The organism is Haloechinothrix alba (assembly GCF_900188115.1).
Classification (GTDB): Bacteria; Actinomycetota; Actinomycetes; order Mycobacteriales; family Pseudonocardiaceae; genus Haloechinothrix; species Haloechinothrix alba.
In genome coordinates this window covers 142,757-163,899 of record NZ_FZNW01000002.1, presented here as the reverse complement: position 1 = coordinate 163,899, position 21,143 = coordinate 142,757, and the positions used below count along the sequence as shown (strand labels likewise).

Sequence of the window (21,143 nt, the reverse complement as noted above, 5' to 3'; positions counted from 1 at the left end):
GTTCCGCGCCCGTGCTACGGGCCCCTCCTCGGGCGTCGGTAGGGTAGCGGCGTGGCGGCCAGGCGACGGGCGAAGAAGCAAGCTGCCACCGGTACTCGACCGGCGGCTCCCGTGGCACGTGCGCGCATGACCGGCACCGAGCGCAGGCAGCAGCTGCTCGACGTGGCGAAGGCGTTGTTCGCCGAGAAGGGTTTCGAGGGTGCGTCGGTCGAGGAGATCGCGCACCGGGCGAATGTCTCCAAACCCGTTGTCTACGAGCACTTCGGGGGCAAGGAGGGCATCTACGCGGTCGTGGTGGACCGCGAGACGCATCTGCTGCTCGACCGGATGGTGTCCACATTGCACGGTGGTCATCCGCGGGCGATGTTGCAGCAGGCCGCGGACGCGCTGCTCGGCTACGTGGAGGAGTCGCACGACGGGTTCCGCATCCTGGTGCGCGACTCGCCTGTGGCCAGCTCGACGGGGACGTTCTCCAGCCTGCTCAACGACATCGCCAGCCAGGTCGAGCACATCCTCGCCCAGCAGTTCTCTGCGCGGGGTTACGATCCCAAGCTCGCCCCGCTCTACGCGCAGGCGCTGGTGGGGATGGTGGCGCTTACCGGGCAGTGGTGGCTGGGCGCGCGCAAGCCCAAACGCGACGAGGTCGCGGCGCACCTGGTCAACCTCGCCTGGAACGGCCTGTCGCATTTGGAGCACAAGCCGAAGCTGTTCCCCGAGGAGTAACGCGGGGCGGCTGCACCGCAACGACGTGTCAGGACGCCGGCCGCACCCGCAGCACGGTGTCGTCGTCGCCGTTGGTCGTGGTGACGTAGAGCGCGCCTTCCGGGCCGGTACGCGCGGCCCGCAGCCTGCCGTACGTCCCGTCCAGCTCCTCCGGCACGGCGACCTCGGTGACCTCGGCGTCTGCGTCCAGGCCGAACAGCAGTAGTTTCTCGCCGCGCAGCGCGGCCACGGCCAGCGCGCCGTCCCACCTGCCCCACTGCCGGCCGTCCAGGACGGCCGCGCCGCAGAGCGCCTCGGTGTCGTCGCCGGTGTCCCACCGGGCCGGTACGGCATCGGGGTAGCGTTCGAGATCGGTCATCGGCACGTTCTCGTCGTAGCTGTCCACAGTGCCGCCCTGGCCGGGATCCCAGCCGTAGTTTCCGCCGAGTTCGAGCAGGTTGATCTCGTCGGCGACGGCGGGACCGTGCTCGCTGATCAGCACCTGCCCTGTATCCGGGTGCACGGCCACGCCCTGGATGTTGCGGTGACCGTAGCTGGCGATCCTGCGCTCGTCGGCGTCGTCGGAGCCTGCGAAGGGGTTGTCCGGCAGGCCCTGCCCGGTGTCGAGGTCGACGCGCAGCATCGAGCCGCCGAGGCTGCCGCGGTCCTGCGGCACGTGCGGGTCGGCGGAGTCCCCTGTGCCCACCAGCAGCTCGCCGTCCGGCCCGATCGCAGGCCTGCACCCGGAGTGCCGCCCGCTCGGGTTCAGCGGCAGCCCGGTGACCAGGTCCCGGACGTGCTCGGCGCGCGTGCCGTCGGCGGACAGCCGCCATGTGACCAACCGGACGTCGACCGGCTGCCCGTCCGGGCCGTGCGCCTGGCAGGTGGTGAACTCGCGGCTCTCGGCGAAGTCCGGGTGCACCGCGATCCCCATCAGGCCGCCCTCCCCCTCGGCGTACACGTCGTCCAGGTCAGCGGCCACCTCGGTGGCCCGCGCGCCCGGTTCGCCGCTGCCGAGCAGGGTGATCCGGCCGGGGCGCTCGGTGATCAGCAGCTGCCCGCCGGGTAGGAATCCCACGTCCCAGGGGTGGGTGAACCCGCCTGCGATCTCGTCGACCTCGAAGCCGCTCACGTCCCCCGGCGACGGCACGGTGCCGTCGCCGGGGCCGCCGGGGCCGTCGGGGTCGTCGCCGGTGCTGTCGGTGCATGCCGCGAGCAGGAGTGCCGCTGCCAGTGCCAGGCCGAGACGTGATCCGCGCATGACCCCAGGATGACGTGCACGGCCGCTCGTGTGCAGTCTGTGCGCACCGGCACTCGCCCGACCCGTAAGCTGGAGGTGGTACCCCTGCACGCGGGTTCGTCCCGGGCAGGGGTCTGTCCGCATGTTCGGATCCTGGGAGGTACGCGCACCCGTGTCAGCATCGCTGTCCGGACTGTTGTCCACGGTTCTGCCCACCCCAGCCTTGCGTACGCTCGGTGAACGCGCCGGATCGGCCACCCTCGACGTGCAGGGCCCCGCCTCGGCGCGGCAGCTCGTCGCGGCCGCGATCGCCGCGCCGGACGGCGGTGACCGGCCGGTTCTCGCGGTCACCGCCACCGGCAGGGAGAGCGAGGAGCTGGCCGCCGCGCTGGGCAGCCTGCTGGGAGAAGAGGCTGTCGCGCTGCTGCCGTCCTGGGAGACGCTGCCGCACGAGCGCCTGTCGCCGCGGGCCGACACCGTCGGTAAGCGCCTCGACGTGCTGTACCGGCTGGCCCGCGCCGATCGCGGGGGCATCCGGGTCGTCGTCACGGCGGTACGCAGCCTCATCCAGCCGATCGCACCCGGGCTCGGCAACCTCGAGCCGGTGATGCTCCGGGTCGGCGAGGAGAGCGAGTTCGAAGACGTCGTCACCCGGCTCGCCGACCTCGCGTACACCCGGGTGGACATGGTCGAGAAGCGTGGCGAGTTCGCCGTGCGCGGCGGGATCGTCGATGTCTTTCCGCCGACGGCGGCGCACCCGTACCGGGCGGAGTTCTTCGGCGACGAGGTCACCGAGATCCGCACGTTCGCCGTCGCCGACCAGCGCTCGCTCGCCGAGGAGGTCGGCGAGGTCACCGCACCGGCCTGCCGCGAGCTGCTGCTGACCGAGGATGTCCGGGAGCGTGCCGGGGCGCTGGCCGCCGAGCACGCATCGGACACCGGTCTCGCCGAGATGCTGACCAAGATCGCCGGTGGGGTGCCCTGCGAGGGTATGGAGTCGCTGATCCCGGCGCTGGTGCCCGGCGAGATGGAGTTGCTGACCGACGCGATGCCGCGCGGGAGCCACGTGCTGCTGGCCGACCCGGAGAAGGTCCGCGCCCGTGCCCAGGACCTGGTGCGTACCGGCCAGGAGTTCCTCGAGGCCTCCTGGGTGAGCGCGGCGGACGGTGGCCAGGCTCCTCTCGACCTGGGGACATCGGCCTACCGCGATCTCGCCGAGATCGAGCGGCACGTCATCGATACCGGCAGGTGCTGGTGGACGTTGTCCCAGCTCACCAGCGAGGACCCTGCGGTGTTGAGCACGGATGTGGAGGCGGCACCCATCTACCGGGGGGACCTGGACCGTGCGGCCGCCGACCTGCGCGCGCACGTGTCCTCCGGAGGCGCCGCGGTGCTTGTGGTGGCCGGTGCGGGTACCGCGACCCGCGCCGTCGAGCAGCTCTCGTCCGCGGAGGTCCCTGCGACCTCGGCGGACGCCGGGTTGAGCGAGCCGCCGACCCCTGGCGTGGTCACGGTGACGTGCGGGGCGCTCGCGGAGGGGTTCGTCCTGCGGGATGCGGGCCTTGTCGTGCTCAGCGAGGCCGATGTCACCGGTCGCGGCGCGACAGCAGGTCAGTCCACATCGGATCTCAACACCAAGATGCCGTCGCGCCGCCGCAATGCCGTCGACCCGCTGGCGCTGAAAACGGGTGACTTCGTCGTGCACGATCAGCACGGCATCGGCAGGTACGTGGAGATGGTGCAGCGGACCGTCGGCGGAGCCACCCGCGAGTACCTGGTGCTGGAGTACGCCTCCTCGAAACGGGGGCAGCCGGGCGACCGGCTCTTCGTGCCGACCGACCAGCTCGACGAGGTCTCCCGTTACGTCGGCGGCGAGACTCCCGCGCTGAACAAGCTCGGCGGCTCGGACTGGCAGAACACCAAGGCCAAGGCGCGCAAGGCGGTCAAGGAGATCGCCGCGGAGCTGGTCCAGCTCTACGCCGCGCGGCAGGCGTCCCCCGGCTACGCCTTCGGCGACGACACCCCGTGGCAGGCGGAGCTCGAGGACGCCTTCCCGTACGTCGAGACCAGCGACCAGATGGCCGCCATCGACGAGGTGAAGTCGGACATGCGCAGCGGCGTGCCGATGGACCGTGTGGTCTGCGGCGACGTCGGCTACGGCAAGACCGAGATCGCGGTGCGGGCGGCGTTCAAGGCGGTGCAGGCAGGCAAGCAGGTAGCGGTGCTCGTGCCGACCACGCTGCTTGCCCAGCAGCACCTCAGCACGTTCACCGAGCGGATGGGCGCGTTCCCGATCACCATCAGGGGGATGTCGCGGTTCACCGACCCGCCGGAGGCGGAGAAGGTTCTCGCCGGGCTGGCCGCAGGCGAGGTGGACATCGTGATCGGCACGCACCGGCTGCTGCAGACCGGTATCCGGTACAAGGACCTGGGGCTGGTCATCGTCGACGAGGAGCAGCGTTTCGGCGTCGAGCACAAGGAGCACATCAAGTCGCTGCGCACCCACGTGGACGTGCTCACCATGTCGGCAACGCCGATCCCGCGCACGCTGGAGATGAGCATGTCCGGGATCAAGGAGATGTCGACGATCCTCACCCCGCCCGAGGACCGGCACCCGGTGCTGACCTACGTGGGCGCCTACGAGGAGAAGCAGGTGGCTGCGGCGATCCATCGCGAGCTGCTGCGGGACGGCCAGGTGTTCTACGTGCACAACCGGGTGTCGACGATCGACAAGGCGGCGCGCCGGATCCGCGAGCTGGTCCCTGAGGCGCGCGTGGTCGTCGCGCACGGACAGATGAACGAGCACAAGCTCGAGAAGATCATCCAGGGCTTCTGGGAGCGCGAGTACGACGTGCTGGTGTGCACCACCATCGTGGAGTCCGGTTTGGACATCGCCAACGCCAATACGCTGATCGTGGAGCGCGGTGACCAGCTCGGGCTCGCCCAGCTGCACCAGTTGCGCGGCAGGGTGGGGCGCGCGCGGGAACGCGGCTACGCCTACTTCCTGTACCCGCCGGACGCGACCCTGACGCAGACGGCGCACGACCGGCTGGCCACGATCGCGCAGAACACCGAGCTGGGCTCGGGTATGGCCGTTGCCATGAAGGACCTGGAGATCCGGGGAGCGGGCAACATCCTCGGCGCCGAGCAGTCCGGGCACATCGCAGGCGTGGGTTTCGACCTGTACGTGCGGCTGGTCGGCGAAGCCGTGGAGTCGTACAAGAAGGCGCTGGAGTCCGGCGGGCAGGAGCCGGAGGAGTCCGAGCCCGCCGAGGTGCGGGTCGATCTTCCGGTCGACGCGCACCTGCCGCACGACTACGTGCCCGGCGAACGGCTGCGTCTGGAGGCCTATCGCAAGATCGCGGCGGCCTCCGATGCCGAGGAGCTCAAGGCTGTCGGCGACGAGCTCGTCGACCGGTACGGCAACTATCCCGCGCCGGTGCGGCGGCTGCTCGCCGTCGCCGCGTTCCGCCAGGAGTGCAGGCAGGCCGGTGTGTCCGAGGTGACGTTGCAGGGCAGCACCGTCCGGTTCAGCCCGATATCGCTGGCCGACTCGCAGGTCGTGCGGCTCAAGCGGCTGTACCCGAAGGCGGTGTACAAGTCGGTGACCTCAACCGTGTCGGTCCCCAGGCCGACGGAGGGGGCGGCGGGCGGCCGGATGGGCGCCCCACCGCTGCGCGACGAGGAGCTCCTCGAGTGGTGCACCCAGCTGCTGCGCTCGATGACCGGTTCGTGAGCCGCGCCCTGTCGTAGCGCGCTAGATCCAGCCGTGACGGCGGGCGATGGCGCAGGCTTCGTGGCGGTTGGCCGCGCCGATCTTACTGGTCGCCGAGGACAGGTAGTTGCGTGTGGTGCCGACGGTCAGTGCCGCGCGGCGCGCGATCTCCTCGATCCCCGCCCCGTTGGCCGCGTATTCGAGCACATCGGACTCGCGTGGCGTCAGTGGTGAGTCCCCCGCCCCGATGGCCTCCCCGGCCAGTTCCGGGTCGACATAGCGCCGGCCGTCGCGTACCGCGCGGATCGCCTCGGCGAGCACGCGCGCTCGCACGGTCTTCGGCAGGAACCCGAGAACCCCTACCGACAGCGCCTTCTTCAGGTAGCCCGGACGCCCGTGGCTGGTCACGACCAGCATCCGGCACTCGGGCAGGTCGGTCGCCAGCCGCTCGGCGACCTCGAGCCCGCCGATGTCGGGCAGTTGCAGGTCGAGCACGGCGACGTCGGGCCGGTGCCGCACGGCCGTCGCGAGTGCCTCCTGGCCGGTTGCGGCCCGCGCGGTGATCTCGATGTCGGTCTCCAGTTCCAGGATCGCGGCCAGCGCGTCCCGGATGAGGTGCTCGTCCTCGGCGAGCAGTACCCGGATGGTCCGGGCTCGTGCGCTCTCGTCGATGTTCACGGGTGACTCCTCTCCGGCGCGAAGTTCACGGTGACGGTGAACTCTCCGCCGGAGCTACCGGCGGTCAGGCTCGCACTGACCCGTTCGAGGCGTTCGCGCAGACCGGTGAGGCCGTTGCCGGGCGAGCCGACGCGGCGCTGGTCCACGCCGTCGTTGGAGACGACCAGTGTACGGTCACGGAGGCGTATGCAGCATGTGGCGGCGGAGCTGTGCCGCAGGACATTCGTCGTCGCTTCGCGGATGACCCAGGCGGCCATCTCCTGCTCGTGCCCGGTCAGCGTGTCCGCACCTGCCTCGCCGAGGTCGGTGGTACAGGTGATGCCCGCTGCCTCCAGCAGCGCGCGCCCCGGCGACCTCGCCGTCGAGCTCGACATCCCGGTAGCCGTGCGCGAGGTCGCGGGTCTCGCGCAGCGATTCGTCGGCGAGACCGCGTACCTCCAGCATCTGCTCGGTGGCGCGCCTGCCGTCGCGCTTGCCGAGTTCGGCCGCCAGCTCGCTCTTGACCGCGATCGCGGCGAGGTTGCGTCCGAGGATGTCGTGCAGGTCCCGGGAGATCCGTAGCCTTTCTTCGGCCACGGCCAGCGCCGACTGCGCGGACCGGGCGTCGTCGAGCACGCGGACGACGTCCCGCAGCCACAGCGACACCCGTACCGTGGCGATCAGGCCCGCGGCGATGAGGGCGTGCAGGATCCCGGCGGGGATCGGTTCGATCACGGCAGCGGCGACGGCTCCGACACCCGCGGGCCACAGGACGCACGCGACGCCCCGTAACAGGGGCGCGACCGCAGTCGTGGCGACGTAGCCGATCGAGACCGCGATCCACCGTGCCGTCTCGGCGTCCGGTCCGGGCAGCAACACGGCCACTGTCCCCGTAGTGATGGTGGTGGCGGCGAGTGTGACCAGTGGCGGCACCGGCAGCGGCCGGACGTGCGGGTACTGGCGCGTCGTTGCGTGCAACAGCCACATACCCACGAACCAGTGGGTCACGAGCAGCGCGAGTAGTGTGCCCGCACTGCCGGGGGACCGCGACCCGGCCAGCACGGTGATCAGCCGGGCCGACGCGATCACCGGAACGGCCGCCAGCATCAGGTACAGCGAACTGTCGGTGTAGAGGTGCACCCGCCGCACCTGTGCCGAGTGGTCCAGGGGCCGGGCAGGTGTAGGGCACATGCGCCGAGCCTGCCACGCGGGCCTCGCGGCACGCACGCCCGCCGGGTCCGTGCTCATCGGCGGGGTTCCCAGCGGAAGTACGAGCGGGCCACGAGCGCGCCGAGCACCAGCCATCCCAGAATCACGAGCCCGGGTTCCCAGGCGTGCGTGAAGCTCTCCGCGAAACCGGCGCTGTCACCGTGAAGTGTGGTCCCCATCCAGCCGAGGGTGGCCAGCTCCATCACCGGGTGCAGCGGGAGGTAGGGCGCCAGCTGCCGGACCTGTTCCGGCAGCCCGTCGGCCACCAGAGGCAACCCGAGCACGGCGATCATGATCACTGGCATGCTGGTGATCTGGGCCGCTTCGGAGTTGCGGGTGACGGTGGTGGTGATGAGTGCGAGCGCGGTGAATGTCAGCGCACCGCCGAGTATACCGAGGACAAGCAGGACGGGGTTCGACGGCGCGGGTAGGCCTAGGGCCGCCGAGCCGACGAGGATCATCAACGCCACCATGGCCAGCGCGATACCGATAGCGGGCAGCGCCGTGCCTGCGAGGATCTCGGCATCGGAGCACTCACCGGCGCGCATCCGCTTGAGCACCAGCTCCTCCCGCCTGGCGACAACCGAGGAGAGCAGGTTGTAGTAGACGGCGAACAGCAACAGCGCCGCGATCATGAGTGTGAGCGCGGTGGTGGCGGCCTCGTCGGTCAGCTCGCCCTCGGCTCGCACGAACAGCAGCAAGGCGACCGGCAGCAACGGGATGACCACCGCGTTGAACAGCAGGAGCTTGTTACGCCGCAGCAGGGTCGTCTCGGCACGGGCAAGGGAGGCGACTCGCGCGACCGTTCCGGATCGCGCGCGGGTGGCGATGCTCATGACAGTGACCTCTCGTGTGTCGTGTCGTGCGCGCTTGCCGCGTGCTCCTCGCCTGCCACGGCCAGGAATGCCGATTCGAGCGAGGCGGTACTCGCCCGCAGGGACTCCAGCCGGATTCCCCGCTCCGCGGCCCAGCTCAGCAGTTCGGTAAGGGTGCCCTGCAGGTCGGCGGTGTGCACCGTGGTCGTCGTAGCGCTGGTGTGCACTGTGGACCCTGCGAGCTCGGGAATCGCGACCGGAGGTGTCGCGAAGGTGATCCGGGAGGGATGCTCGGCGACGATCTCGGCGACGCTGCCGGAACGCACGATCGCCCCGCAGTGCAGGATCGCGATTCGGTCGGCGAGCTCCTCGGCCTCGTGCAGGTAGTGCATGGTCAGGACGATGGCGGTACCCGCGGCGCGTAGCCGGCTGATCAGCCGCCAGGTGTTCCTGCGACTCTCCGGATCCAGGCCGGTGGTCGGCTCGTCGAGCAACAGCACCTCGGGGTTGCCCAGCAGGCTGAGGGCGAGGTCGAGGCGGCGGCGCTCACCGCCGGAGAGCTGTTTGACCGGCGTGCCGGCGCGCTGCTGGAGGTTGACCATCTCGAGACCTTCGGCCACCGGCCGGGGTTCGGACAGGGTGCCCGCCCACATCCGCGCGGTCTCGACCACGGTGAGGTCGGAGGGGAAACCGCCGGACTGCAGCATGATGCCCATGCGGGGACGTGCGGCGGCGCGGTCGGCCCAAGGGTCGTAGCCGAGCACGCGGACCCGCCCCGAGGTCGGTGCCGCGACGCCTTCGACGACCTCCATCGCGGACGTCTTGCCTGCTCCGTTGGTTCCCAGCACGGCCAGTACCTCGCCGTGGTCGACCCGGAAGTCGATGCCACGTACCGCTTCGAATCCCCGCCTGCCGCCGTAGCTGCGCCGCAGCGCGTCGACTGTGATGGCCGGTGTGCCTGCCGTTGCCGCGTTCATGTTTCAACTGTCCGGCGCGTACGGGCCTGCCACCAGTGCGCGGCATCATCGTTGTCCGTTCCGCTACTCATCGATGTCCCATGACAGATGTCATGGCAGGTGGTGCGAGCGCGCGAACCTGCCTTGCCACGGGGACACGCCGTGCTCCGATCCGGGACAGTTCGTGCTGGTATGGCGGCTACTATCGGGCCGGCCCGCTAAGGTCGGCGCGCATGGAGGACCGGCAGACAACGATCCGTAGCCGCGAGCTCGGCGAGGGGTTGCGCAGCGCCATGACGGGGGCCGGGCTCACCGGCCAGGACGCCGCCCGCCTGCTTGGCTGGTCGCCGAGCAGGGTGTCCCGCCTGCTCAACGGCAAGCGCGGCGGTAACGAGGTGGACGTGTCGGCCTTCCTCGCCGTCTGCCGCGTGACGGGCAGGGAGCGGGACCGGCTGCTGCGGCTCTGCCATGACAGCGGCACCCCTGGCTGGCTGCAGCAGCACGGCTCGCGCCTGCCCAAGCAGCTGCGCACGCTCATCGACCACGAGGACCAGGCGGTACGCATCTAGGACTTCCAGGCGGCGCTGGTGCCGGGGCTGCTACAGACGGGCGCGTACGCGCGGGCGGTGATCTCCCGCATCGCGAACGTGCCGGGCAGCGAGGTCGAGGACCGCGTCGCCGCGAGGCTGGGCCACCAGGCGCTGTTCAGCCGTACCCGCCCGGCGCGCTTCACGTTCTTCGTGCACGAGTCGGCGTTGCGCCTGCCGGTTGGCGGGCCCGCGGTGATGTCCGAACAGCTGCATCACCTGTTGCGCATGTCGGTGCGGCCGTACATCGCGCTGCGGGTGGTCCCGCTGGACCTCGGCGCGCACGCCGGCATGGCCGGCTCCTTCAAACTCCTGGAGTTCGCCGAGTTCGAGCCCGTGGCCTATGTCGACAGCGAGACCACCAGCCTGTTCCTGGAGGAGCCGGAGGAGATCGCCGCCTACCGGAACGTGCTGCGCGCCCTCGCGGGCACCGCGCTGGGTGAGGAACAATCGAGGGAGGTGATTGCCACGCTGGCAACCGAACTCTATCCGGATGGGGAGAGCCATCATGACGGTCCACGAGGCAGGCAGGCGCGACTGGCGCACGAGCAGCTACAGCGCGGGTAATGACTGCGTGGAGGTCGCCAGGCAGGCCACGGATGTCCTGGTTCGCGACTCCAAGAACCCGCGCGGCGGCACCCTGTCGGTGCGCACAGCGGGCTGGCTGGCGTTCCTCCGGACGCTGCGATGAGATCACCATTCGGGCATAGTCCGTGACGCAGCGCACAGCTGTGCCGTATGAATGGTGATGTGTTGAGGAAACCGCTCGAGACACTCATCGCCCTGCTCGCGGCAGCGGGCGTGGTCGGCGTCGTCGCGCTCGGGGTGTGGTTGGTCCGGGACGGTGCGCAACAGCAGGCAGCCGAGCGGGAGGCGCCGCCGGCGACCGCCGAGCACCCGCCGCCACCGGAACCGGAACCCGAGCCGGAACGCGCTCCCGCACCGGAGCTGTTCCCGCCCGCGCTGGTGACGAAGATCGACGCGGGCAGCAGCGCGGTCCGGTACCGGGGGCTGGCCTCGGCCGACGCGATGTTCGTCGAGCCGGTCGAGGGCGGGCTGACGCGCATGCTCGCGGTGCACTGGGGACAGCGCCCCGGCGCCCTCGGCCCGGTGCGCAGTGCCCGCGAGACCGACATCGAGCTGCTCGGCCAGTTCGAGGATCCGGTGCTGGCGTACTCGGGCTCGGCGTCGCAGCTGCGCCCGTCGTTGAACGCGGCCGGGTTCCGCTCGGTGACGCCCGGCAACGCGCCAGGGGGCTTCTACCGGGACAGCTCCCGGCCGAGCCCGCACAACCTGTACGCCCGGCCCGGCCGGTTGCCCGCCACCCCTGCCGTCGACGAGCCGTTCGCGACCGGCCCTGCCCCGGACGGGGGTGAGCCGACAGGGAGCTACCGGGTGAGCTACCGGAGCGCGTCGTACGAGTTCTCCTGGTCCGGCGACCGGCAACGGTGGCTCGTCGCGCGCGGCGGGAGCCCGCTCACCACCGCCGAGTCCGGGCGGCTCGACGCCGGCACCGTCGTCGTGCTGCGGGTGCCGATCGCGGAGGGCCTGGGAATCACCGACTCGACGGGCGCGCTGTCGCCGGTGGCGCGGACGGTCGGCTCGGGCGAGGCGCAGGTGCTGCGCGACGGCCGCAGGTTCGACGGCGAGTGGTCCCGTGCGGCTATGGACGAGGGTATGGAGCTGACCACTACGGACGGCGAGGAGATCCCGTACGCGGAGGACGGCAAGCTCTGGGTCCTGCTGGTCCCCCGGTAACCCCGTGTCCGGCAACCCGGCACCCCGTGTCGGGGCCTGCGGCCCGCTGGCCGGGCGCCGCCGCCGCTATGAGAAGCTACCGCTGTGGGCTGGATCATTCGTCGCTTCGCACCGATCATCGTGCTCGTCTCGTCCGTGCTGCTGCTCGCCGGATGCGTCAGTGGCCCGAGCAAGGCCTCGTCGGCGGCGATCGTCGGGGACGAGACGATCTCCCTCGAACAGGTGCAGCAGGACGTGAACTGGCTGCTGCACAACATGCCGGAGGCGCGTCAGGCCGAGGAGCAGGACGGCCTCGGGCAGTTCTCCCGCCACGTACTGCGGGCGCACATCCATCACGAGCTGCTCGGCGTGGCCGCCGAACGTGAAGGGCTCTCGGCCGAGCGGGAAGACGTCGACGAGATTCTCGAATCCTGGGGCGGGGTAGACGAGGCTCCCGCGGCTGTCGGGATCCCCCCGGAGTACATCGAGCGGTTCGCCACCGACATCGTGCTGCTGCAGGAGCTCGGCGAGCGCTACATCGACCGCGTGTCGGTCGACGTCGTCGGCGCCGAGGTCGCGGCCGACTCCCCCGAGGACCCCATGCGTGAGCAGGCCGTGGCGCTCGGCCAGGAGATCGCGGATGAGCCGGGACGGGCGAACGAGATCATCGAGCGGGAAGGGCAACCCGTCATCGACGAGACCTTCACCCCCGGCGATCTGATCGAGCAAGGGGCGATGGAGCTCGCCGCGAGTGCCCTGTTCAGTGCCGAGCCCGGCACGGTCGCCGTGATCCAGCCGAGCAGCCAGCAGCCGGTGTGGCTGGTCGCCCTGGTCACCGAGCGCGACGTCGACGGAGGCGAGGGCGATGCGGGGAGTGCGCAGGCCGACCCGCAGATGCTCTACAGCCTCGGGATACGCATGCTCGCTCCGATCGCCGATGAGCTCGGTGTCGAGGTCAACCCGCGTTACGGGGTCTGGGATCCCGCGGGCGTGGACATCGCCGAGAGCGAGGACCACACGGTCGGTGAACTGATCCCGGCACGTGACGTCGAGCCATGAACCGTCCAGCAGCCGCCGGTGTCTCCACGGTGAGCGGCCCTGGAGTCGCTCCCGGAACGGCGGTGGTGCTGTGCGCCCCGGCGCCCGGCGCGTCGTTACCCGCCGGGGCCGTACCCGCGTTGCGCGCCGCGGCTGCGGTGTACGCCGCCCAGAACCTTCCGGAGGACCTCGCGCGGGCCGCGGACGCGCTGCCCGCGCCGGAGGCGGCGCGGCTGTGCGACCTGGCGCGGGCCGAGCCCGTGGTCCTGTTGACGACCGACGCCGCCGACCCGGCAGCACGGGCGCTCGCCGACGCGGCAGCCGACGTGATCGGCGCGGAGGTGCCGCCGCTGCTCGAAGCCGTGCGCGTGATGGACCGGCTGCGCTCGCCGGGCGGGTGCCCGTGGGACGGCATCCAGACACACGAGTCGCTGCGGCAGTACCTCGTGGAGGAGACCTACGAGCTGCTGGAGGCCATCGAGACGGGCGATCGGGAGTCGCTGCGCGAGGAGCTCGGCGACGTCCTGCTGCAGGTGCTGTTCCACGCGCGGCTGGCCGCCGAGCACGACACGGATCCGTTCGACATCGATGCGGTCGCCGCGGACCTGGTGACCAAGCTCGTCAGCAGGCACCCGCATGTGTTCACCGGAAGTGCCGGGGCCGAGTCGGGGCACACGGCCGAGCGGCAGCAGGTGCGCTGGGAGGAGCTCAAGCGGACCGAGAAGGGCAGGGAGTCCGCTGTCGACGGGGTGGCGCTCGGCCAGCCCGCGGTCGCGCTGGCAGCCAAGCTGGCCCAGCGCAGCGCACGAGCCGGTGTTCCGGAGGAGCTGCTGCCTGCGCCGGAGGGTACGGGTGCCGCGCTGTTCGATATCGCCGCGCGGGCCAAACGTGCCGGTGAGGACCCCGAGGACGCGCTGCGCGTGGTGGCCAAGCGGTTCCTCGCCGACATGCGCGCCGCGGAGTCGTCCGCGCGGGAGGCAGGCATCGACCCTGCGACGCTGGACGAGGCGGGCTGGCGTCGCTTCTGGCCCGGCGTGCCGGGCTGAACGTACCGGCAGGGGCCGTCGTCAGTCCCGCAGTACGGCCAGCCGGGCGCTGACCTCACCCAGCGCTTCCTGGTAGTGCGGGAGCGGGTTCATCGCCGATGCCAGCTTGAGGTGCCCGAGCGCCTCGGCGAGCTTGCCGAGCCGCTGCATCGTCTTGCCGAGCGCGAAACGCGCGTAGTCGTCCGAAGGGTCGTGCTCGACGAGCCGGGCGAAAGCCTGCTCGGCCTTGCGTAACTGGGCGGAACGGAAGTAGGCGAGGCCCGCCACCAGCTGCACGCTCGGTTTGTCCGGTTCCTCGGCGAGTACCGGAGCCAGCTCGGCGAGAGCTTCCCTGGGGCGGCGCTGCTCGAGCAAGGACTCGGCGCGCCGGAACGCGGCGGCGTGGGACTGCCCGTCACCGGTCACGCACGCCCCCGGCGGTTGCTGCTCTCCCGCATCACCCGGCACGTCGTGCTGATCCATAGCGCCCTCGACGGTACCCGTGTGTACCGCTCCACACGACAGGTCTGCATCATGGTTGACTTCGGAGGTGTTGGTCCCCGACGGGTCACCCGTTGCTCGGGAGTGCTGGTCCGCGTCGGGTCACCAGGAACGAGGCGGTAGTGTCCCGGTCGGATCACGCGAACTCGGGTGACCCCGAGGTTCCTGCCGCCGGACTACGGCGAACGCGGGCACTGTGCCTGCCTCCGGCGAGGTGCGGCGCAGTGACCGGAACAACCGGCAACGAATCACCGGCGAGATGTGTGGACTGAAGCTATGAGCGACGCGAGCAACGACGAAGCCGGCTGGAAGGTACCTGCGGAGGTGTCCTTCCGCGGGCTGGCGCCGTACCTGTACTACGCGGATGCCGGCGAGGCACTGGAGTGGCTGATCAGGGTGTTCGGCTTCACCGAGCGGGTACGCTACGTCGACTCCGCGGGGTTCGTGTTCCAGGCGACGATCGCGGCAGGCGACGCGGAGATCGAGCTGGCCGGGGTCGGAGCCGACTACTGGGAGGCCAAGGGTGTCAGCGGGCCGGTCGGCCAGCTCAACATCGTCTACGTCGACGACGTCGACGCCCAGCACGAGCGGGTGCAGCAGGCGCTGGGACACATCGAGGTCTCGCGGCCGCAAGATCAGCCGTACGGGGCACGCATCTTCACCATTCAGGACATCGGTGGCAACAGCTGGACCTTCTGGCAGCACACCTCGGATACCGTGGAGCTACCGTCGGGGTGGCAGGAGATCAGGTCGGACTGAACCGGCGCTGGTGCTCCTGCGGTGGCCGCGTGCCTCGCACGGGTGACCTCGTACACCCGATAGGCTAAAGGGGCCGCGGGCGTGCGGCCCAGCGGGCGCGAGTACGAACGACACGGTTTCGGACGGTATTGAGGAGTTTGGCGTGGCGGTCATCGAGCAGGTAGGCGCACGGGAGATCCTGGACTCGCGTGGGAATCCCACCGTGGAGGTGGAGGTCGCGCTGGACGACGGGTCCCTGTCCCGGGCAGCGGTACCCTCCGGTGCTTCCACCGGGGAGTACGAGGCGGTCGAACTGCGCGACGGGGACACCGCACGCTACGGCGGCAAGGGAGTCAAGCGGGCCGTCGCCGGGGTGATCGGCGAGATCAACGACGAGCTCGCCGGCGTCGAGGCGGTGGACCAGCGCGTCGTCGACCAGAAGCTTGTCGACCTGGACGGGACGCCGGACAAGTCGCGGCTCGGAGCCAACGCCATCCTCGGTGCATCGCTGGCTGTGGCGCGGGCGGCGGCATCCTCCGCCGAGCTGGAGCTGTTCCGCTACCTCGGCGGGCCCAACGCGCACGTGCTGCCGGTGCCGATGATGAACATCCTCAACGGCGGTGCGCACGCCGACACCGACGTGGACATCCAGGAGTTCATGATCGCCCCGATCGGGGCCGACTCCTTCCGTGACGCGCTGCGCTGGGGTGCCGAGGTGTACCAGGCGCTGAAGTCGGTTCTCAAGGGTCGCGGCCTGAGCACGGGTCTCGGCGACGAGGGCGGCTTCGCCCCGAGCCTGTCGAGCAACCGCGAGGCTCTCGACCTGATCATGCAGGCCATCGAGAAGGCGGGTTACGCGCCGGGCCGGGACGTGGCACTGGCGCTGGACGTCGCGGCCACCGAGTTCTTCTCCGACGGCCGGTACACATTCGAGGGCACCACCCGCTCCGCGGCAGAGCTCACGTCGTACTACGCCGAGCTGCTCGAGGCCTACCCGCTGGTGTCGATCGAGGACCCGCTGTCCGAGGACGACTGGGACGGCTGGACCGAGCTGACGAGCAAGCTCGGTGGCAGGGTCCAGCTCGTGGGCGACGACCTGTTCGTCACCAACCCGGAGCGGCTCGAGGAAGGCATCAACCGTGGGGCAGGCAACGCGCTGCTGGTGAAGGTCAACCAGATCGGGACGCTGTCGGAGACCATGGACGCTGTGACGCTGGCGGGCTCGTACGGGTACAAGAGCATGATCAGCCACCGCTCCGGGGAGACGGAAGACACCACGATCGCCGATCTCGCGGTGGCCACGGGAGCCGGACAGATCAAGACCGGCGCACCGGCACGCAGCGAGCGGGTCGCCAAGTACAACCAGCTGCTGCGCATCGAGGAGAACCTCGGCGACGCCGCCCGGTACGCGGGTGACATCGCCTTCCCCCGGTTCGGTCACGAGGGGTGACCGGCGGTGCCCGGCGAGAGTAGGCCGCGCCGGACCGGCAGGACGCGCCGCCCGGTGCGCGTCCGCCGGGGCGGGGCCGCGCGGGTCGCCGGCGCGATGCGCTCTCTCGGGCTGTCCACCACGCGGCGCGCCGCTGTGGTGGCGATCGTGCTGTGCACCCTGGCGTTCACGCTCGCCGTGCCGCTGCGCACCTACCTCGCCCAGCAGGCGGAGGTCTCCCAGGAGGAGGAGCGCCAGCGCCGGCTGGAGGCCGAGATCGAGCGGCTCGAGGAGCGCAAGGCCGAGCTGGAGGATCCCGTTCAGGTGGAGGCCGAGGCCCGGGCGCGGCTGCGGTACGTGATGCCGGGAGAGACCCCCTACATCGTTCAGCTGCCCGAGGACTCCGCCGACGTCGGCGACGGGCACGGCGGCGAGGACGGTGCCTCGGACGGGGCCTGGTACGAGCGCGTGTGGGCAGGCGTCACGGAGTGACGTACGACCGTCGCGCGGGTGGTCGGCCGGTCGTGCCCCGCGGCGGGCCGATAGGCTGATCGCTGTGCATGGACGGGACGGCGCCGGGCTCGAACCGGTCACCGAGAACGACCGGGCGGTGGTCGCCGAGCAGCTGGGCAGGCCGCCGCGCGCGTTGCGGGCGGTAGCGGCGCGCTGCCCGAGCGGCCATCCGGCCGTGGTGCAGACCAACCCGAGGCTGGAGAACGGCACGCCGTTCCCCACGCTGTACTACCTGACGTGTCCCCGGCTGGGCTCCCTGGTCGGCTCGCTCGAGGCATCGGGGGTGATGCGCGAGATGACCGAGCGCCTCGCGCACGACACCGACCTGGCCGGCCGGTACCGGCGCGCGCACGAGTCGTACCTCGCCGAGCGCGACGCGATCGAGCCGCTCGGCCACGAGGTCACCGCGGGCGGTATGCCGGACAGGGTGAAGTGTCTGCACGTCCATCTGGCGCATACTCTCGCGGCCGGCTCCGGGGTCAACCCGATCGGGGACGAGACGCTCGACCTGCTGGACGGTAGCTGGCCGCAGGGGGAGTGCGCGGGGTAGCGGTACGCGCGGCGGATACGCTGAACGGCATGACGAGGGTTGCCGCGATCGACTGTGGGACGAACTCCATCCGCTTCCTGGCTGCCGAGCTGATGCCCAACCACGACAGCACCGTGACGTTGCGGGACCTGCACAGGGAGATGCGGGTCGTGCGGCTGGGGCAGGATGTGGACGCCACCGGCAGGCTCGCGCCGGAGGCGCTGGAACGCACGCGGGCGGCCCTTGCCGACTACACGCACGCCGCACGGCGCAAGGGTGCCGAGCGTGTGCGGATGGTGGCGACCTCGGCGACGAGGGACGCCAGCAACACCGCCGAGTTCTTCGACATGACCGAGCGGATCCTGGGGGTGCGGGCCGAGGTCATCACCGGTGAGGCCGAGGCGCAGCTGTCCTTCGCGGGAGCGGTGGCCGAGCTCGACCCGGACGACGGGCCGTTCCTGGTCGTCGACGTCGGCGGCGGCTCCACCGAGCTCGTGCTCGGTGACTGGGACGGACGGACGGCGCACGTGCGGGCGTCGTGCTCGGTGGACATCGGGTGCGTGCGCATCACCGAACGCGCGCTGCCGTCGGACCCGCCGACCGCCGAGGAGGTCGCCGAGGCGCGGAGGCTGGCCGCGGAGGTGCTCGCGGAGGCCTTCGACGCGGTCGACGTGTCCGCCGCGCGGACCTGGATCGGCGTCGCGGGGACCGTGACCACGATGTCCGCGATCGCGCAGGAGCTTCCCGAGTACGACTCCGAACGCACGCACCTGGCGGTGCTCGGTCCCGCGGAGATCGAGCGCACGACGAGCTGGCTGCTGTCCGCCGGACACGACGAGCGCGCGGCCAACCCGGTGATCCATCCGGGCAGGGTGGACGTCATGGGCGGCGGTTCACTGATCGTGCAGGTACTCGCCGAGGAGCTCGCCGCCCGCGGCGGCCCGGACACCCTCGTCGTCAGCGAGCACGACATCCTCGACGGCATCGCCCTGTCCCTCGCCGACTAACCCAGCGGGGTGGGAGCCCAATGTCACGTTTGGCTCCTTCTACGGAACCGAGGTCACCTTGGGCTCCTTCCGGCGCGTGCCGGGGGGTGGCTCAATACAGTCATACGGTGACAGTCGGGACTGATCGGGATCACTCGGTCAACGTAGGAAGCTTCGCTGGAAGAAGTCGTCGTCCTCGTCGTCCTCGTCCGCATCGCGCGACCGGTCGTCAGTGTCGGCAGCGCCGGTATCCGGCTGCCCGGTGAGGTCCCCGTCGGTGTTCAGCAGTGCCTCTCGCTCGGCAGGGTCCATGTTCTCCAGCGTGGACAGACACTCGTGGAAGAACTCGGAGTAAGCGGTGCTGTGCAGGAACTCGCTCGGCCTCCGGCGACCATTGACGACCTCTTCGGCGATCTCCCGGACCTCCGGCCTGCCGGAGCGGGTCAGCTCGCCGAACGCGTCGTTGATGCGCTGACGTAGTGCATCGATCTTCATCGTGTCGAACCCACCGTTACTGCCTCTCGTACTTCTCGAGGACCATGGGAAGGCCGTCCTCGGTCAGGATCTCGAGATTGTCCGCCCGGTCCGATCCTGTGGGGCCGGTGAGCCGGTCCAGCGGTACGAGCTCGATCTCGATGAACTTCGTGTTCTGCGTCTTGGCGAGAGCTTCTGCCTCCGTCGTCACCCCGATGACCTCGTCGATCGCCTCGCCCAGGTCGTCGACGAGCTTCTTCACACCCTTGGTGATGGCGGCGAACATGCCGATTCCGGTGGCGGCATCGGCGATGATGCCCATGGAGGGTTCCAGCGCGTGATACGCATCGATCGCTATCTGCGCGGCTTCCTCGTAGTGGCCCGCGAGCTCGCGCAACGGCTCAGCGGTACCTTGTTGCAGCTGGTTGGCGATGTCGTAGATCGCGACGTTGCATGCGGCGTACGCGTTACCTGTCCATGATTCCTCGAGCTGGTCGACGTGCCGCCGCAGGTTGGACGCGACACCGTCGATGCAGTCCGCGAGATTCTCCAGCGCCATGCTGTACTCGGTGAACTTGTCCCAGTCGCCCGCGAGCTTGACGCCGAGCCAGTCGAACGGGTCGGAGAACCCGCACATCGTGATGATCGAGCGGATGACGTAGGTGACGCTGAAGTACTCCAGCACGCTGCCGGGCTCGGGGCGCGAGTAGACGCTGTCGCTGCCGGCTTCCACGTCCTTCAGGCTCTCCGCGGGCTCGGTCTCGCGGACGTAGCCGGTCGCGGTCGTTCCCGTGTCCGGGCTGTAGTCGGTGGCGTCCCGGCGCTCGTTCATCATGCCGGATTCGGCACCGAACTCCCCCTCCAGCGCCCGGAGTCGAGATTGGACAGATTCCTCCTCGCTCCGGTACACGGCGAAAACCTCGCCCATGAACTCGGACAGCGTGGAGGTAAGGTACTCGTGGATGTGGTCGAGCTGGCTCTCCACCGCGCCCGAAGCCGCGCTGTGGCCCGACCGGAACGAGTTGATGATGCCGGTACCTGCGATCCCGAAGTCCGCGTGTCGTGCGATGTAACGCTTCCCTTCGGACACGTCCTCGCCGAGCTCGCCCAGCGTTGCGCGAAATCCGATCGCCGAGTCGATGTCGAACTCGAACGACAACGTCCCTGCCTCCTTGCCCGGTCAGCGCTGCTCGCACACCACGCGTGTCGCGGCCTGCCGTGGTGATCCACGCCAACGGTAGCCTGCACCGACCGTTGCCCGCAGGCGTTCGGGCAGAAACCTCGTATCGAGTTCCTACTCGATGCCTTCCGGGGTGGCGCCGCCGACCGGCACACCGGGTGCGGTGATCCGCTCGATCTCGGCGAGGTCCTCTTCGCTGAGCTGCACATCCACCCCGGCGATGCTGGCCTCGATCGTGCCGGGCCTGCGCGCGCCGACGATGGCCACGTGCACGCCGGGCTGGGCGAGGGTCCACGCGATCGCCAGCTGGCTGACCGAGGCGTTCTTCGAGGCGGCGAACGAGGCCAGCTCGTCGACGACCTCCAGGTTGCGGCGCAGGCTCTCGCCCCGGAACGCGCTGGCGTGCGAACGCCAGTCGCCAGGGGCGAACGTGCTCTGCTGGCTGAGCGTTCCGGTGAGCAGCCCGCTGCCGAGCACGCTGTAGGCGAGCACCCCGATGTCGTGCTCGCGCGCGTACGCGAGCGAGTCCTGCTCGACCGAGCGCCGCAGCAGGTGGTACGGCGGCTGCAAGGTCTCAACGGGGCGTATCGCGTCGAACTCGGCCAGCTGGGCCGCGGTGTAGTTCGACACGCCGACGTGGCGGATCTTGCCCTCGTCGACCAGCTCCTGCAGCGCGTTCGCGGTCTCCTCGGCCGGCGTGGCCGAGTCGGGCCAGTGCACCTGGTACAGGTCGATGTAGTCGACGTCCAGGTGGCGCAGGCTCTCCTCGACACCGTGCCGGAGCCACGACCTGCTGGCATCGCGTGGCCGGTCGGTACCGGGGTTGATGCCGCCCTTCGTCGCGATCACGATGCTTTCCCGGTTCCGCTTGAGCTCGGTGCCGAGAGCCCGGGACAGCAGCTGCTCGGCGGTGCCGAACCCGTAGGCCTGGGCGGTGTCGAAGAAGTTGACGCCGAGATCGTGAGCGCGGCGGATCGCGGCGATCGCCGACTCCGAGTCGAAGTCTCCCCAGTCCCCGCCGACCTGCCAGGTGCCGAAGGCGATACGGGACACGTCCAGACCACTTCTGCCCAATCTCGTCATCTGCATACCTCCAGCACAGCACTCCTGCG

The 21,143-nt window shown here is 70.3% G+C and carries 23 protein-coding genes; 13 read left to right on the top strand and 10 right to left on the bottom strand.

Annotated elements, in window-relative coordinates; genetic code table 11:
- The first annotated feature begins 126 nt into the window (after window positions 1–126).
- Window positions 127–723 (top strand): TetR/AcrR family transcriptional regulator, encoded by a 597-nt coding sequence (locus tag CHB84_RS02290; RefSeq protein WP_089299783.1) that lies wholly within the window; start codon window positions 127–129, stop codon window positions 721–723.
- 28 nt (window positions 724–751) lie between these two features.
- On the opposite strand, the gene CHB84_RS02285 is transcribed toward CHB84_RS02290, so the two are convergent.
- A complete protein-coding gene (locus CHB84_RS02285; protein ID WP_089299782.1) occupies window positions 752–1,963 on the bottom strand; it encodes a PQQ-dependent sugar dehydrogenase in 1,212 nt (403 codons plus the stop codon).
- Between the two features lie 121 nt (window positions 1,964–2,084).
- Between CHB84_RS02285 and mfd the strand changes: the two genes are divergently transcribed.
- Window positions 2,085–5,678, top strand: a complete 3,594-nt coding sequence (mfd, locus tag CHB84_RS02280) for a transcription-repair coupling factor (protein WP_089299781.1) — start codon at window positions 2,085–2,087, stop codon at window positions 5,676–5,678.
- Window positions 5,679–5,699: 21 nt separating this feature from the next.
- Here the strand turns inward: mfd and CHB84_RS02275 are convergent, their stop codons facing one another.
- Genes CHB84_RS02275 through CHB84_RS02260 form a run of 5 tightly spaced genes read right to left on the bottom strand, consistent with a single transcriptional unit; the run spans window position 5,700 to window position 9,315 of the window.
- Window positions 5,700–6,335 (bottom strand): response regulator transcription factor, encoded by a 636-nt coding sequence (locus tag CHB84_RS02275; protein ID WP_245818505.1) that lies wholly within the window; start codon window positions 6,333–6,335, stop codon window positions 5,700–5,702.
- Window positions 6,332–6,481, bottom strand: a complete 150-nt coding sequence (locus tag CHB84_RS22680) for a hypothetical protein (RefSeq protein WP_176439747.1) — start codon at window positions 6,479–6,481, stop codon at window positions 6,332–6,334. Before CHB84_RS22680 ends, CHB84_RS02275 begins: the two co-directional genes overlap by 4 nt.
- 28 nt (window positions 6,482–6,509) lie before the next feature.
- Complete coding sequence (locus CHB84_RS02270; RefSeq protein WP_141134549.1) at window positions 6,510–7,562, bottom strand: sensor histidine kinase; 1,053 nt, start codon at window positions 7,560–7,562, stop codon at window positions 6,510–6,512.
- On the bottom strand, window positions 7,559–8,359 hold the full coding sequence (locus CHB84_RS02265; RefSeq protein WP_089299779.1) for an ABC transporter permease: 801 nt from the start codon (window positions 8,357–8,359) through the stop codon (window positions 7,559–7,561). The genes CHB84_RS02270 and CHB84_RS02265 overlap by 4 nt, the downstream gene beginning before the upstream one ends.
- Entirely contained in the window at window positions 8,356–9,315 is a 960-nt protein-coding gene (locus tag CHB84_RS02260; protein ID WP_089299778.1) for an ABC transporter ATP-binding protein, read from the bottom strand. The genes CHB84_RS02265 and CHB84_RS02260 overlap by 4 nt, the downstream gene beginning before the upstream one ends.
- 212 nt (window positions 9,316–9,527) lie before the next feature.
- Between CHB84_RS02260 and CHB84_RS23390 the strand changes: the two genes are divergently transcribed.
- From CHB84_RS23390 to CHB84_RS02235, 6 genes are all read left to right on the top strand, one after another.
- Window positions 9,528–9,863, top strand: a complete 336-nt coding sequence (locus tag CHB84_RS23390) for a helix-turn-helix domain-containing protein (protein ID WP_245818504.1) — start codon at window positions 9,528–9,530, stop codon at window positions 9,861–9,863.
- Between the two features lie 15 nt (window positions 9,864–9,878).
- Window positions 9,879–10,448 (top strand): DUF5753 domain-containing protein, encoded by a 570-nt coding sequence (locus CHB84_RS23385; RefSeq protein ID WP_281251726.1) that lies wholly within the window; start codon window positions 9,879–9,881, stop codon window positions 10,446–10,448.
- The gene (locus CHB84_RS02250) at window positions 10,390–10,572 is read left to right on the top strand and encodes a DUF397 domain-containing protein (protein WP_089299777.1); all 183 of its coding nucleotides are present in this window, start codon (window positions 10,390–10,392) and stop codon (window positions 10,570–10,572) included. The genes CHB84_RS23385 and CHB84_RS02250 overlap by 59 nt, the downstream gene beginning before the upstream one ends.
- 62 nt (window positions 10,573–10,634) lie before the next feature.
- A complete protein-coding gene (locus CHB84_RS02245) occupies window positions 10,635–11,639 on the top strand; it encodes a DUF3048 domain-containing protein (RefSeq protein ID WP_176439746.1) in 1,005 nt (334 codons plus the stop codon).
- Window positions 11,640–11,723: 84 nt separating this feature from the next.
- Window positions 11,724–12,677, top strand: coding sequence for a SurA N-terminal domain-containing protein (locus tag CHB84_RS02240; protein WP_089299775.1), 954 nt, complete (start codon window positions 11,724–11,726; stop codon window positions 12,675–12,677).
- Window positions 12,674–13,702 carry a nucleoside triphosphate pyrophosphohydrolase gene (locus CHB84_RS02235; RefSeq protein ID WP_089299774.1) on the top strand — a complete coding sequence of 343 codons (1,029 nt, stop codon included), beginning with the start codon at window positions 12,674–12,676 and terminating at the stop codon, window positions 13,700–13,702. Before CHB84_RS02240 ends, CHB84_RS02235 begins: the two co-directional genes overlap by 4 nt.
- Window positions 13,703–13,723: 21 nt before the next feature.
- On the opposite strand, the gene CHB84_RS02230 is transcribed toward CHB84_RS02235, so the two are convergent.
- Entirely contained in the window at window positions 13,724–14,164 is a 441-nt protein-coding gene (locus CHB84_RS02230) for a tetratricopeptide repeat protein (protein WP_089299773.1), read from the bottom strand.
- Between the two features lie 294 nt (window positions 14,165–14,458).
- Between CHB84_RS02230 and CHB84_RS02225 the strand changes: the two genes are divergently transcribed.
- From CHB84_RS02225 to CHB84_RS02205, 5 genes are all read left to right on the top strand, one after another.
- Window positions 14,459–14,941, top strand: a complete 483-nt coding sequence (locus CHB84_RS02225) for a VOC family protein (RefSeq protein WP_089299772.1) — start codon at window positions 14,459–14,461, stop codon at window positions 14,939–14,941.
- A gap of 142 nt (window positions 14,942–15,083) precedes the next feature.
- On the top strand, window positions 15,084–16,370 hold the full coding sequence (eno, locus tag CHB84_RS02220) for a phosphopyruvate hydratase (protein ID WP_089299771.1): 1,287 nt from the start codon (window positions 15,084–15,086) through the stop codon (window positions 16,368–16,370).
- A gap of 6 nt (window positions 16,371–16,376) precedes the next feature.
- Window positions 16,377–16,841, top strand: coding sequence for an FtsB family cell division protein (locus CHB84_RS02215; protein ID WP_425432263.1), 465 nt, complete (start codon window positions 16,377–16,379; stop codon window positions 16,839–16,841).
- A gap of 64 nt (window positions 16,842–16,905) precedes the next feature.
- Window positions 16,906–17,412 (top strand): DUF501 domain-containing protein, encoded by a 507-nt coding sequence (locus CHB84_RS02210; protein WP_089299770.1) that lies wholly within the window; start codon window positions 16,906–16,908, stop codon window positions 17,410–17,412.
- A gap of 29 nt (window positions 17,413–17,441) precedes the next feature.
- The gene (locus CHB84_RS02205) at window positions 17,442–18,398 is read left to right on the top strand and encodes a Ppx/GppA phosphatase family protein (RefSeq protein WP_089299875.1); all 957 of its coding nucleotides are present in this window, start codon (window positions 17,442–17,444) and stop codon (window positions 18,396–18,398) included.
- Between the two features lie 138 nt (window positions 18,399–18,536).
- Here CHB84_RS02205 and CHB84_RS02200 read toward each other — a convergent pair whose 3' ends face one another.
- From CHB84_RS02200 to CHB84_RS02190, 3 genes are all read right to left on the bottom strand, one after another.
- Window positions 18,537–18,872, bottom strand: a complete 336-nt coding sequence (locus CHB84_RS02200; protein WP_089299769.1) for a hypothetical protein — start codon at window positions 18,870–18,872, stop codon at window positions 18,537–18,539.
- Between the two features lie 16 nt (window positions 18,873–18,888).
- Complete coding sequence (locus CHB84_RS02195) at window positions 18,889–20,010, bottom strand: hypothetical protein (RefSeq protein WP_089299768.1); 1,122 nt, start codon at window positions 20,008–20,010, stop codon at window positions 18,889–18,891.
- 135 nt (window positions 20,011–20,145) lie between these two features.
- Window positions 20,146–21,114, bottom strand: coding sequence for an aldo/keto reductase (locus CHB84_RS02190; protein ID WP_425432262.1), 969 nt, complete (start codon window positions 21,112–21,114; stop codon window positions 20,146–20,148).
- Between the last annotated feature and the right edge of the window lie 29 nt (window positions 21,115–21,143).